This is a genomic window from Ignavigranum ruoffiae (genome assembly GCF_900110675.1).
GTDB classification, from domain to species: domain Bacteria; phylum Bacillota; class Bacilli; order Lactobacillales; family Aerococcaceae; genus Ignavigranum; species Ignavigranum ruoffiae.
The window spans coordinates 128,324-141,171 of record NZ_FOEN01000005.1 but is presented as its reverse complement, the minus strand read 5'-3'; the positions used below and the strand labels follow the sequence as shown (position 1 = coordinate 141,171).

The window sequence follows — 12,848 nt, the reverse complement described above, 5'->3', positions numbered from 1 at the left end:
TATTATGTGTTAAGGAGAATGTTTATGCAACGAAATTTTAGTGAGACATTCATGAAATATGTCTTCATGGTTTGTGCGCTATTATCGATTGTTTCGATAATCCTCATCTTTTATTTCATTTTTAAGGGAGGTCTTCCTTTTATATTGGAAGAAGGTGTAGGCAACTTCGTCTTGGGAACCTCTTGGAAACCAACCGCTTCGAATCCTCAGTTTGGAATCTTCCCGATGATTATGGGTTCGATCTTGGTTACCTTTGGGGCGATCATTATCGGGGTACCGATTGGTGTATTAACAGCTATTTTTCTAGCTTTCTTCTGTCCTAAGTTTTTATATCGTTGGTTGAAACCGGCGATCAACTTGATGGCAGCTATTCCATCCATCGTTTATGGTTTCTTTGGTCTATTAATTTTGGTACCTTGGTCTCGCGATTTGATGCAGACACTGCATCTTACTGAACGAGGTAATACAGGGATGAACGTCTTTACAGCTTCACTTTTATTGGGAATTATGATCCTACCAACCATTATTGGTTTATCTGAAGCTAGTTTGAATGCTGTACCAAAGTCATTCTATGATGCGAGTATTGGTCTGGGAGCTACTCACGAACGTTCAGTCATGAATGTCGTTGTACCGGCAGCTACTTCTGGAATTTTCTCTTCAATTATTCTAGGGATTGGTCGGGCTATCGGTGAAACGATGGCGGTTATTTTGGTAGCAGGGAACCAAGCAATGATTCCTCAAGCTCTGAACCATGGAACTCGGACCTTGACGACAAATATCGTCTTGGAAATGGCCTATGCTGCTGGAAGACATAGAGAGTCCTTAATTGCGACCTCAGTCGTTCTCTTTGTCTTTATCCTGATTATTAACTCAGTCTTTATGGTTGTGAAGTCGAAAGGAGATAAGTATTAATGAGTGCTAAGATTATTAAAGGTCTAGTCTGGATTGCAGCTATTTTTACCATCTCCATGCTTTTATTCTTGGTTGGCTTTATCTTTTGGAACGGGATTCCATCCTTAAAACCTGAATTATTTGCTTGGCACTATACCACTTCCAACGTGTCGATGATGCCAGCAATTATTTCAACCATCATTATCATTCTCCTATCTTTATTAATCGCCGCACCTGTGGGTGTATTTACCTCTTTCTATTTAGTGGAGTATGCAGACCGTGACAGCAAACTTCTACCTATTATTCGCTTGGCTACGGATACCCTAGCAGCTGTTCCTTCTATCGTGTATGGTTTGTTCGGGATGCTTCTCTTCGTTATTGAATTGAAATGGGGTTATTCTCACTTAGCAGGGATTTTTACGATTACAATCATGATTTTACCGATTATTATTTCCTCTACGGAAGAAGCCTTGCGCTCAGTGGATGACTCTCTACGGATGGCCAGCTTGGGCTTGGGTGCTGGTAAGCTTAGAACGATCTTTACCGTTGTGTTACCAGTAGCAATGCCCGGGATCCTATCAGGGATTATCTTAGCAATCGGCCGGATTGTTGGTGAATCTGCTGCCTTACTCTTTACCTTAGGATCTGCTACCAACATGTTCAAAGGCTTTATGGGTTCAGGTCGGACTTTGGCCGTGCACATGTATGTCTTAAGTTCGGAAGGTTTCCACGTTAAGGAAGCTTATGCAACGGCAACGGTGTTAATCTTTATCGTCTTGTTAATTAATAGTCTGTCTACGCTACTTAGTCGTAAATTATCAAGCGGAGGAAAATAAATATGACCAATAAAATTAAATTTCAAATTAAAGATTTAGATTTCTATTATTCAGACTTCCATGCTTTGAAGAATATTAATATGGATATTGAAGAACACTTGGTAACAGCCTTTATCGGCCCATCTGGTTGTGGAAAATCGACCTTCTTGAAGACTTTGAATCGGATGCAAGATTTGGTTTCCGGAGCCCGAGTTGATGGTTTAATCACCCTTGATGGTCAAGATATTTATAGTAAGGGCTATGATGTGAATATCTTACGTAAACGCGTTGGGATGGTCTTCCAACATCCGAATCCATTCCCTAAATCAATTTATGACAACATTGCCTATGGACCTCGGACTCACGGTATCAAAGATAAATCTCAATTAGACCATATTGTCGAAGAAAGTCTAAAAGGCGCTGCCATCTGGGATGAAGTCAAAGATAAATTAGACCAAAATGCGACTTCTGTTTCTGGGGGACAACAACAACGGATTTGTATTGCTCGGGCCATTGCTAATGACCCAGAAGTGCTTTTAATGGACGAACCTACTTCAGCTTTAGACCCAATTTCCACCAATAAAATTGAAGACTTGGTTCATGAATTAAAAGAGAAATATACCGTCGTGATTGTAACGCATAATATGCAACAAGCGGCTCGGATTTCTGATAAGACTGCCTTCTTCTTAACAGGTGAAGTGATCGAATTTAATGATACTGAAACAGTATTTAGCCATCCTGTCGACCAACGGACCAATGATTATGTTTCTGGACGCTTCGGTTAATTTCTAATATAATATTTAATTAAGTATATTTCTCGCTAGATTTTTAAAAGGAGGCACCATAAATGAGAGAACAGTTTGATAACCAATTAAATGAATTCTACGATAAACTGGTACATTTAGGTAACATAGCTAATGAAGCGTTTCATAAATCCATTCAATCATACAATACCCTAGACAAAGTCTTAGCTGAGGAAGTTATAGATAACGACGTGAATATCAACAATCTGTCTGTAGAAATTGAAGCAGAAGCTTACCGTTTGATTGCCCTACAAGCTCCGGTAACTGATGATTTGCGCAAAATCTTTACCATTCTATTAGCCAGCAACGATCTCGAAAGAATTGCTGACCATGCGGCGGCCATTGCTAAATCAGTCAAGCGAGCTAAGGGAGAAGACCCTGGTGAAGAAGAAATGCGTGAAACCTTGAATCAGATGGCTGAACTTGCACAGGGAATGCTTGCTGATATTCTCCAAGCCTTTATGAACAAGTCTGATGAAGGCGTTACTGAAATTGCTAAGCGTGATGACGAAGTGGATGCGCTCTTAAAACAATTATTCCATCAAGCAGCTAAAGGTATGCGGAATAATCCGGATATAGTAAATTATGGGATTGGTTACTTAAATATTGGTAAATCGATTGAAAGAATCGGCGATTACACGACCAACATTTGCGAACGCATCCTTTACTTAACAACTGGCAAGATGCATGAACTAAACGATTAACAACTAAAATTATTTTAATGACAGAACCACAAACTTCGATTAGCGGAGTTTGTGGTTTTTTAAATGTTTTCATTTGGGAAAAATAGCGAAGAAAATCATGAGAATAAGATTAAAAATCAGAATAGCTATACATAATCTTTACCTAATCTTTACATTAAATTTACATTCGGGTGTTATAATAGACGTGTCTGATAGTGAAAGCCTATCAAACAAGAGATTAGAATTGTCGCAATGTTTAAAGATCATTTATAAAAGGAGAATTTTAATGAAAAAAACATTACCTTTATTGTCTGTGTTCGGTTTAGCAGCATCTATTGTAGCTCCTGTTTTTGCTCAAGAAGGAACTATTAACGTAGTATCTCGTGAAGATGGTTCAGGAACTCGTTCAGCTTTCGTTGAAATCGTTGGTGTTGTGAATGAAAATGACGACGACATGACAGTAGAAACTGCGGCTATCCAAAACGGAACTAACGGTGTAATGCAAACAGTTGCTCAAGATGCTCAAGCAATTGGATACATCTCTTTAGGTTCTTTAGATGACTCTGTAAAAGCTGTTAAAGTTGACGGCGTTGAACCAAGTGCTGACACTATCAAAGCTGGTGAATACCCAATCGCTCGTCCATTTAACGTAGCTTGGTCTAAAGATTCTGAAATGACTGAAGTAACTAAAGATTTCTTATCATTCATTCATTCTGCTGATGGACAAGCAATCGTTGAAGAAGAAGGATACATCCAAGTAACTCCTAAGGCTGCTGAAGGTGAAGAATCAGCTGCCGAAGAAACAGAAGCTGAAGAAACTAAAGCCGAAGAAACCGAAGCTGAATCAGCTGCTGAAGAAACTGAAGCAGAAGGTGAAGAATCAGCTGCCGAAGAAACTGAAGCTGAAGGCGAAGAATCAGCTGCTGAAGAAACCGAAGCAGAAGGTGAAGCTGCTGCAGAACTTCCTGCTTATGAAGCTAAAGAAGGTTTAGAAGGAACAATCGAAGTTGTTGGATCTACTTCTGTATCTCCTGTAATGGAAAAATTAGCTGAAAAATACATGGAATTAAACTCTGGCGTAACCATCAACGTTACTTCTAACGGTTCTTCTGCTGGTATGACAGCTGCTCAAGATGGAACTGCTGACTTAGGTATGGCTTCACGTGAACTTAAAGATGAAGAAAAAGAAAAATTAGACTTCGATGCAATCGCTATGGATGGTATCGCTGTTATCGTTAACAAAGAATCTAAAGTTGAAGAACTTTCAATGGAAAACATCAAGAAAATCTACCTTGGTGAAATCACTACTTGGGAAGATGCTGTTAAATAGTTAAGGTTTGAATGTTTTCTCCAAAACCCTTGCTCAGGCGAGGGTTTTTTATTTTGGCCTAATTTAATAAACTTCTGCGATTAAAAACTTAAATCGTTCATGTCTTTTTCAAAGTTTGTCGGTCTTTTGATTGCAACCCCTAGATCACAGGGATGGATCTGATTGCTAGAAATTTTATCCAATATGCATACGAACATATGTTTCGCTGAAATCATGGATTATGTTATAATAGGACAGTAACGAATAATTATAGGAGAATACTGGATATGCATGACAAAATAACTGTTCGTGGGGCTCGAACCCACAATCTAAAAAACATAAATATTGAAATTCCTAAAAATAAACTTGTAGTGATGACTGGACTATCAGGGTCAGGTAAATCCTCTTTAGCCTTTCAAACCCTCTATGCCGAAGGTCAACGGCGTTACGTTGAGAGCTTATCTGCTTATGCGCGACAATTCCTAGGTCAGATGGATAAGCCGGATGTTGATTCTATTGAAGGTCTCTCACCAGCTATTTCGATTGACCAAAAGACAACCAGTCATAATCCACGATCGACGGTCGGGACAGCAACTGAGATTAATGATTATCTGCGTTTACTTTATGCGCGAACTGGCGTCCCTTATTGTCCTAACCACCATATTCCAATTGAAAAGCAATCACCTGAACAAATGGTTAATCAAATTATGACCCTCCCTGAACGGACGAAGATACAAATATTAAGCCCACTAATTCGTGATCAAAAGGGCCAACATAAGAAAATTTTTGAACAGATTATTAAGGATGGTTATGTTCGGGTCCGCGTCGATGATGAAATATATGACGTGACTGAAGTACCTGAGTTGACCAAGACTAAGAAACACACAATAGAAGTGGTTGTAGACCGGCTAGTGATGAAAGAAGGCATCCGCGGTCGTGTCTTTGATTCAGTGGAAGTAGCCCTGAATTATTCACAAGGTTATGTGATTATTAATGTGATCGGTGGTGAAGATTTATTCTTTAATGAACATTTTGCTTGTCCCTACTGTGATTTCACCGTTGATGAGTTGCAACCGCGCCTATTCTCGTTTAATGCGCCTTATGGAGCTTGTCCAGCCTGTGATGGAATTGGTTTTAAACTTTCTGTGGATGAAGAATTGGTTATTCCGGACGAGTCCTTATCTTTAATGGAAGGAGCCTTTCATCCTTGGAGCCCCAACAACTCAGCCTATTATTCTTCAATGCTAGAACAATTCGCCAGTTCACAAAATATACCGCTGGATATTCCTTATAAGGATCTATCAAAACGGCAACAAGATTTGCTGAAATACGGTTCAGAGCAAATCCGCTTTAAATTCACGTATAAACCCTTACATGGGGGCGGACAAAAGACGGTCGACAGTAAATTCGAAGGCGTTATGAATAATATAGAACGACGTTATCATCAAACTTCTTCCGAATATGTTCGCGAATCGATGCGTGACTATATGCATGAATTGGTATGTCCGGTATGTAAAGGGCAACGGTTGAATCCAATGGCGCTCTCAGTCAAAGTTGGTGACAAGAATATTGCCGAAGTGTCCGAATTATCAATTGAAGATGCGTTGAAGCATTTCGATCAATTGAAATTTGGCGAAGAGAAGGCCATGATTGCTAAACCGATTCTCAAGGAGATTAATGATCGTCTAACTTTCTTAAATAATGTGGGACTGAATTACTTAAACTTGAGTCGCATGGCGGGGACCTTGTCTGGTGGAGAAGCACAACGGATTCGCTTAGCTACTCAAATTGGATCGAACCTGAGTGGAGTAATGTACGTCTTAGATGAACCTTCGATTGGTCTTCATCAACGAGATAATCGTAAATTAATTAATTCCTTGAAACAAATGCGTGATCTGGGGAATTCATTAATTGTCGTTGAGCATGATGAAGAAACAATGCTGGACGCGGATTATATTATTGATATTGGTCCGGGTGCCGGTGAGAAGGGTGGCGAAATCGTCGCGCAAGGAACCCCTAAACAGGTGATGCGAAACAAGCAATCCTTAACAGGTCAATACTTATCGGGTAAATTATCAATCCCCGTTCCGAAAGAACGACGGAGTGAAGATCAAGGCTGGGTGAAGATTACCGGAGCCAGTGAGAATAACTTGAAGAATGTTGATATAGCTTTCCCTTTGGGTAGGTTTACGGTCGTAACGGGTGTTTCAGGATCGGGTAAATCAAGTTTAGTGAATCGCATCTTAAAGATTGCTTTAATAAAACGGACTACTTCAACGAAAGAGAAACCCGGAAAATTCAAAGATATTACCGGTTGGGAAGGCTTGGATAAGGTCATTGATATTGACCAAAGCCCAATCGGTCGGACCCCGCGCTCTAATCCAGCCACCTACACCGGAGTATTTGACGATATTCGTGATTTGTTCGCTAAGACGAATGGAGCTAAACAAAGAGGTTATGATAAGGGACGTTTTAGTTTTAATGTCAAGGGAGGACGTTGTGAGGCCTGTAAAGGAGCTGGAATTAAAGAAATCGAGATGAACTTCTTACCAAATATTGAAGTACCTTGTGAGGTCTGCCATGGCCGCCGCTATAATTCAGAAACCTTAGAAATTGAATATAAAGGCAAGAATATTTCTCAAGTCTTAGATATGACGATTGATGAAGCCTTGGAATTCTTTGAAGCAATTCCTAAAATCCATCGTAAATTACAAACATTGATTGATGTCGGTCTAGGCTATGTTCGATTAGGTCAGTCCGCGACCACACTTTCTGGTGGAGAGGCCCAACGGATGAAATTAGCTTCTGAACTGCAAAGAGTGGCCACAGGGGATACTTTCTATATCTTAGATGAGCCTACCACTGGTCTGCATGCGCATGATATTAAGAAGTTATTAAAGGTTCTGGATCGGTTGGTCGAAGCGGGAAATACGGTTGTAGTTATTGAACACAATCTAGATGTCATTAAAACAGCGGATTATTTAATCGACTTAGGACCCGAAGGTGGGGTGGCTGGTGGAGAGATCATAGCCACTGGCACGCCTGAAGAAGTAGCGCAAGTTGCTAAATCTTATACTGGACAATATCTGGTTGATATTCTGAAAGATTAATAAATCAGACCCAAGGCCTATGAGATTCGCTTCCTTTCTTGGCATAATATGAATGTAGACAATATAGGATGAAATTTAAAGGAGGTCTACTATGAACGAGAAAGAACGGATCATGGAGTTAGTTCGTCAAAATGTCATTACCCTTGAAGAAGCCTTAACCTTATTAGAAGCTGTCGGTAATTCAGATGCTCAGAACCCATCATTGAAGGAAGACCCATTACACAAACCCTTAAACAAACATTCTCGAAATGATCAAATTGACAAATTTGTCGATAATGTCTTAGAAACTGGCTCACAGGTTGGTCATAAAGTTGCTGATTATCTCAAAAAATCTTTGACTGAAGACCAGGCAAAAGATACTGATCAGCCTAACTACTACGCTGAAGAATTTAAAGAAGACCAGGCTGCTGAAGAAGCACGTTGGCGCCAAGCCGAACCAACAATGAAGGAAGCAGATCACCAAGCACTTGACCAAGAGATTGCTGAATTGTTGGCTCAAGTTGACGCTAAGAAAGAGAAGCAGTTAATTAATCAACAGCGTCTGCGGGAGTTAGAAATTTTTGAAGAGTTAGATGATTTAACTGAAGAAATGCAAGTTCAGAAGAGTGATCTCTTATCGGAGAAAGAAACCTTAGAAGAAGACATAAAGAATTTATCAGATTCATTAGGTCAACTTTATGCACAAAAAGCGCAGACGATGAATGAATCAAGTCAACCATTTTCCGAACAAAACAGAGAATATCTGAAAGCTAAGGCCGATGATTTCAGTCGGTTTACGGCTAGGCTAGCAGATGATGCTATTCGCAGTGGTAAACAAGTTAGCCAAGGCCTTGGTCAACAATTTAAAGAAATCTTCAAGAATTTTGACCGTAAAGATATCAATCTTTCCTTTGAAGTGCCTTGGATTAAAAGTCAAACCTTGCAACATCGTTTCGAGTTTGCTGGAGAAGACCTAAAAAATATCCAATTTAAGCTAAATAATGGCTCATTAAAAGTTGAAAAAGCGCCCTCTGATAAAGTAATCGTGGCAGGAGAATTACGCTTCCATGGTAATTTTGAGAAATATGATGCGGAAGAATTTGCCAACCATTCAACGATTGATGCCCATGAAGATTGTTTAATTTTCCAAGTTAATTCACCGCGTTTATCAGCTGATTTGACCTTATCACTTCCTGAAAAAGACTATAATCAAGTCCAAATTAGTTTGTTTAATGGAGATGGTCAGATCGAAGACATTCAAGCGAAAGAAATCGATATTCAAAATAAAAATGGAGATCTTGACTTAGCTCGATTAACCGCGTCCCTTGTCAATGTTATGAACTTAAATGGTGATATTAAATTGACAGATATGGACAGTCAAGATATCGTTGCTAAGACTCTTTCAGGTGATATCAGATTAACTGGAAACGCTGAGAATCTTAATTTCTCTACCTCGGCGGGTAGTATCTTTATAAGTAAAAAAGATGCCACGACGAGTCAGATTCAAGCCCAAACGACCACCGGCGATATTAAAATTAGTCAACCTGCTCAAGTTAATTTACAGGTTATCGCCGCTTCAACAACCGGGGCAGTTCATCAACGCTTAACAAGTGTGGATACCGTCCAATCGACCGGTTCCCATACTCGTCAAGAAATTCAACGGCAATTAGACAGTCAAGACCAATTAGTTACGATTGATGCCAAAGTGATTTCAGGCGATATTTATCTGAAAGATGCTGAGGTTTAAAACCATGAAGACCGTTCAATTGTCGCAAGATGATCGTATACTATTAGGTGTTTGTGGAGGACTTGCTGAATATTTTGGGGTTGATTCTACCTTGATTCGAATGATTGCGATTATTTTAGCTTTTACCGGTGCTGGGCTACTGACTTACCCATTAATTGCACTGCTTATGAAGAATTAGGAGGCTATTATGAAGAAAAGACTTTATAAATCATCTACTAATAAAATGATCATGGGAGTATGTTCAGGGTTAGCAGAATATTTTAATATTGATCCGACCATTGTCCGCATTATCGCTTTATTATTATTGTTCTCTTATTCTTTTGGTTTTTGGTTATACATTATGCTTGGTGTGCTCTTGCCTTATGATTATCAAGTCAAGGGAGGACGAGCCAATCATTTTGATTCCTTGTTCAAAGGTTTTAATACAACCAACCAAAGAGAAGAGCGCAAAGATGTGACGCCAAAGACTCAAGAGGATGACTGGAGCGACTTTTAAATCGTCGCTAAGTTATATACAATAGTACAGAGCGTGTTAACTATTTAGCATAAAAATGATATATACGACGTTGGTAGGTATCTATTGACGTCGTTTTTGTTTGGAGTGAATAGTTTTATAAACGGAATCTGAACTGCTAATTTTTTTATAAATGGTTATGGCTTTTATATTGTGGTAACATCATAGTGTAAATAATTCTCGCTAAGGAGGTTGACCATGAGCGACCAACGTTTTGTCACTATTGCTGATATTGTCGAAGCTTTAGACTTCAAAATAGTCTATGGTGAAAAATTCAAAGATCGAAAAGTGAGCTCGAGTGAGGTGTCACGACCGGGCTTAATTCTGACCGGTTATAAACCTTATTATCCTCATCAACGGATTCAGCTTTTAGGCCGGACGGAAATGTCCTTTATTAATTCAAGAGCCAGTCATGAGCGTGAAGCAATCTGTGATTTAATTTGTACCCCGGAGACGCCCGCAATTATCATTGCCCGAGATATGCCGGTGCCACGGGCCTTAATGCCCGTTGCCATGGAACGGGGAGTGCCGATTATTTCGTCTAAGTCTCAGACCAGTCGAGTGGTCGCTACGCTGACCAATTATTTAGGAGGTCAACTCGCCGAGCGCGTCTCCCACCATGGAGTCTTTGTTGAAGTCTATGGGATGGGTGTCATGCTCGTCGGTGATTCCGGAGTTGGGAAATCTGAAACAGGGCTAGAGCTTATCCAACGAGGGCACCGGTTGATTGCGGATGACCGGGTCGATTTATATAAGTTGGATGAGTTGACTTTAATCGGTGAAGCCCCTGAGATTCTAGAAAATTTATTAGAGATTCGTGGATTGGGGATTATCGATGTGATGACCCTCTTTGGTGTTTCTGCTATTAAGCGCAATAAGCAACTTGAATTGATTATTGAATTGACCCATGACGACGGTAAGCATGAATATGAGCGTTTAGGCTATGCCCACTTGCAAGAATCGATTCTAGATGTACATATTCCCAAAATTAGAATCCCAGTAAAAAGCGGTCGAAATTTAGCAGTCATTATCGAGTCGGCAGCCATGAATTTCCGTGCGAGTCAATTAGGTCATGATGCGCGACAAATGTTCGACGAACGGTTGTCTTTACTAATTGAACAGAATCGGGAGATGCGACCATGAATAGTTTAGTGATGAATCCTACGGCGATTCAAATTGGTGATTTCTCAATTCAGTGGTACGCCTTGATTATTGGTTTGGGTGCTTGGTTAGCATATCGTATATTTAAGCGCGAAGCCTTCAAGATGGGAATGAAAGAAGATGACATCCTAGATCTTGTCTTTTGGGGCATAATGATTGGCTTTCTAGGGGCTAGGGTGTATTATGTCATATTTAGATGGGATTATTATGGCCAGAATTTATTACAAATATTTAACATTCGTGGTGGCGGCATGGCGATTTATGGAGGTGTCATTGCTGGATCTTTGGCTTTAATTTATCTGTGTCGACGCCGTCAACTCCAGTTGATTGATGTCTTTGATGCAGCCGCGCCAGCTTTGATGCTGGCGCAAGCGATTGGTCGTTGGGGAAACTTTGTCAATCAGGAAGCCTATGGTGGCCCTGTTTCGCGCGAATTTCTTAGCCGTCTGTACTTACCTGACTGGTTAATCGAGCAGATGAATGTGGCAGGCATCTATCATCATCCCACGTTTCTTTATGAGTCGGTCTGGAATTTAATTGGTTTTATGATGATTATAAGTATTCGTCACCGTGACCGGCTTCTGCTACGAGGAGAAGCGGCCCTCTTTTATTTAGTTTGGTATGGTCTAGGGCGGGCGCTGATTGAAGGCATGCGAACGGATAGTTTATATTGGGGGCCGGTTCGAGTCTCACAAGCACTGTCGATTCTCCTATGTATCCTTGGCGTAGTTATCGGCCTATATCGCCGAAAAAACGGACAAAGCTATTACACAGAAAATTTACGATTATGATTGACGGGAGGCGCTAATAATGAAAGTGGCTGTAATGGGAACGGGTTCTTGGGGGACTGCCTTGGCCAAGGTATTAAATGATAGTCAGCAGCAAGTCGTCTTATGGGGACGAAATCCTGAGACCGTTGCTGAAATTAATCATACTCATACGAATCGAGCTTATCTTCCTGGACTTATCTTAGACTCCCAGATAAGGGCGACTACTAACTTAACGGAGGCGGTCGAACAAGCGGAGATGATATTGATCGTTCTACCGACCAGAGCTATCCGTGGATTTGCACAGGATTTATTGCCCATTCTTCGAACCAAGCAAATCCAACCGCTGATTGTCCATGCGAGTAAAGGAATTGAACCCTTGACTTATTTGAGAATGAGCCAAGTCTTAGATCAAGTCCTTGGTGAATACCTAGAACAGCCGATTGCGGTACTTTCAGGGCCTTCTCATGCCGAAGAGGTGGCTCGCGATGATATTACCGTGGTGACGGCAGCAAGCGAATCACTTCAAGTAGCTCAAAAGGTCCAAGAGACTTTTATGAATAAGTATTTTAGAGTTTACTCTAATCAAGATATAACAGGAGTAGAGCTCGGGGGTGCCTTAAAGAATATTATCGCCATTGGATCAGGTGTATTAGCTGGCCGTCAATATGGGGACAATGCTCGGGCGGCCTTAATTACACGCGGTTTAGCTGAAATTACTCGTCTAGGCGTGGCCATGGGATCCGATCCACTGACCTTTGCCGGTTTAAGTGGCGTGGGCGACTTAATTGTTACTTGTACCAGTCAACATTCACGGAATTTCCGCGCGGGGGTATTATTAGCTCAAGGTAAGAAGAGGGAGACCGTTGATCAAGAGGTTCATATGGTGGTAGAAGGATTTTCAACATGCCAGGTTGCTTATGAACTCTCAAATCAATTAAAGATTGATATGCCAATTACCGCAGGCTTGTATAGCTTAATATACCAAGGGGCGGATGTTGATCAGACGGTAACCGCCTTAATGGAGCGAGAAGGTAAGCAGGAGGCTAGCTTAGATCATTTTTAATCG

General features: G+C 40.7%; 12 protein-coding genes. All 12 read left to right on the top strand.

Annotation, left to right across the window (positions count from 1 at the left end; all coding sequences use genetic code 11):
* The first annotated feature begins 24 nt into the window (after nucleotides 1–24).
* A complete protein-coding gene (gene pstC, locus BMX34_RS05580) occupies nucleotides 25–912 on the top strand; it encodes a phosphate ABC transporter permease subunit PstC (RefSeq protein ID WP_092571693.1) in 888 nt (295 codons plus the stop codon).
* A complete protein-coding gene (gene pstA, locus BMX34_RS05575) occupies nucleotides 912–1,727 on the top strand; it encodes a phosphate ABC transporter permease PstA (protein WP_092571691.1) in 816 nt (271 codons plus the stop codon). Before pstC ends, pstA begins: the two co-directional genes overlap by 1 nt.
* 2 nt (nucleotides 1,728–1,729) lie before the next feature.
* The gene (gene pstB, locus BMX34_RS05570) at nucleotides 1,730–2,491 is read left to right on the top strand and encodes a phosphate ABC transporter ATP-binding protein PstB (RefSeq protein ID WP_092571689.1); all 762 of its coding nucleotides are present in this window, start codon (nucleotides 1,730–1,732) and stop codon (nucleotides 2,489–2,491) included.
* A gap of 62 nt (nucleotides 2,492–2,553) precedes the next feature.
* Nucleotides 2,554–3,213, top strand: a complete 660-nt coding sequence (gene phoU, locus BMX34_RS05565) for a phosphate signaling complex protein PhoU (protein WP_092571687.1) — start codon at nucleotides 2,554–2,556, stop codon at nucleotides 3,211–3,213.
* 265 nt (nucleotides 3,214–3,478) lie between these two features.
* A complete protein-coding gene (locus BMX34_RS05560) occupies nucleotides 3,479–4,522 on the top strand; it encodes a substrate-binding domain-containing protein (RefSeq protein ID WP_092571684.1) in 1,044 nt (347 codons plus the stop codon).
* A gap of 266 nt (nucleotides 4,523–4,788) precedes the next feature.
* A complete protein-coding gene (gene uvrA, locus BMX34_RS05555; protein WP_092571682.1) occupies nucleotides 4,789–7,611 on the top strand; it encodes an excinuclease ABC subunit UvrA in 2,823 nt (940 codons plus the stop codon).
* Between the two features lie 91 nt (nucleotides 7,612–7,702).
* Nucleotides 7,703–9,337, top strand: coding sequence for a DUF4097 family beta strand repeat-containing protein (locus BMX34_RS05550; RefSeq protein WP_092571680.1), 1,635 nt, complete (start codon nucleotides 7,703–7,705; stop codon nucleotides 9,335–9,337).
* Nucleotides 9,338–9,341: 4 nt separating this feature from the next.
* Nucleotides 9,342–9,515, top strand: a complete 174-nt coding sequence (locus BMX34_RS09930; RefSeq protein ID WP_092571678.1) for a PspC domain-containing protein — start codon at nucleotides 9,342–9,344, stop codon at nucleotides 9,513–9,515.
* A gap of 9 nt (nucleotides 9,516–9,524) precedes the next feature.
* Nucleotides 9,525–9,833 (top strand): PspC domain-containing protein, encoded by a 309-nt coding sequence (locus tag BMX34_RS05540; protein WP_092571676.1) that lies wholly within the window; start codon nucleotides 9,525–9,527, stop codon nucleotides 9,831–9,833.
* 216 nt (nucleotides 9,834–10,049) lie between these two features.
* Complete coding sequence (gene hprK, locus BMX34_RS05535; RefSeq protein WP_092571674.1) at nucleotides 10,050–10,994, top strand: HPr(Ser) kinase/phosphatase; 945 nt, start codon at nucleotides 10,050–10,052, stop codon at nucleotides 10,992–10,994.
* Nucleotides 10,991–11,803, top strand: a complete 813-nt coding sequence (gene lgt / locus BMX34_RS05530) for a prolipoprotein diacylglyceryl transferase (RefSeq protein WP_092571672.1) — start codon at nucleotides 10,991–10,993, stop codon at nucleotides 11,801–11,803. The genes hprK and lgt overlap by 4 nt, the downstream gene beginning before the upstream one ends.
* Nucleotides 11,804–11,822: 19 nt before the next feature.
* The gene (locus tag BMX34_RS05525; protein WP_092571670.1) at nucleotides 11,823–12,845 is read left to right on the top strand and encodes an NAD(P)H-dependent glycerol-3-phosphate dehydrogenase; all 1,023 of its coding nucleotides are present in this window, start codon (nucleotides 11,823–11,825) and stop codon (nucleotides 12,843–12,845) included.
* Nucleotides 12,846–12,848 lie beyond the last annotated feature (3 nt).

Excerpts from the sequence above, each read along its gene's own strand:
- pstC (WP_092571693.1), top strand. The coding sequence starts at position 25 with ATGCAACGAAATTTTAGTGAGACATTCATGAAATATGTCTTCATGGTT.
- pstA (WP_092571691.1), top strand. The coding sequence starts at position 912 with ATGAGTGCTAAGATTATTAAAGGTCTAGTCTGGATTGCAGCTATTTTT.
- pstB (WP_092571689.1), top strand. The coding sequence starts at position 1,730 with ATGACCAATAAAATTAAATTTCAAATTAAAGATTTAGATTTCTATTAT.
- phoU (WP_092571687.1), top strand. The coding sequence starts at position 2,554 with ATGAGAGAACAGTTTGATAACCAATTAAATGAATTCTACGATAAACTG.
- BMX34_RS05560 (WP_092571684.1), top strand. The coding sequence starts at position 3,479 with ATGAAAAAAACATTACCTTTATTGTCTGTGTTCGGTTTAGCAGCATCT.
- uvrA (WP_092571682.1), top strand. The coding sequence starts at position 4,789 with ATGCATGACAAAATAACTGTTCGTGGGGCTCGAACCCACAATCTAAAA.
- BMX34_RS05550 (WP_092571680.1), top strand. The coding sequence starts at position 7,703 with ATGAACGAGAAAGAACGGATCATGGAGTTAGTTCGTCAAAATGTCATT.
- BMX34_RS09930 (WP_092571678.1), top strand. The coding sequence starts at position 9,342 with ATGAAGACCGTTCAATTGTCGCAAGATGATCGTATACTATTAGGTGTT.
- BMX34_RS05540 (WP_092571676.1), top strand. The coding sequence starts at position 9,525 with ATGAAGAAAAGACTTTATAAATCATCTACTAATAAAATGATCATGGGA.
- hprK (WP_092571674.1), top strand. The coding sequence starts at position 10,050 with ATGAGCGACCAACGTTTTGTCACTATTGCTGATATTGTCGAAGCTTTA.
- lgt (WP_092571672.1), top strand. The coding sequence starts at position 10,991 with ATGAATAGTTTAGTGATGAATCCTACGGCGATTCAAATTGGTGATTTC.
- BMX34_RS05525 (WP_092571670.1), top strand. The coding sequence starts at position 11,823 with ATGAAAGTGGCTGTAATGGGAACGGGTTCTTGGGGGACTGCCTTGGCC.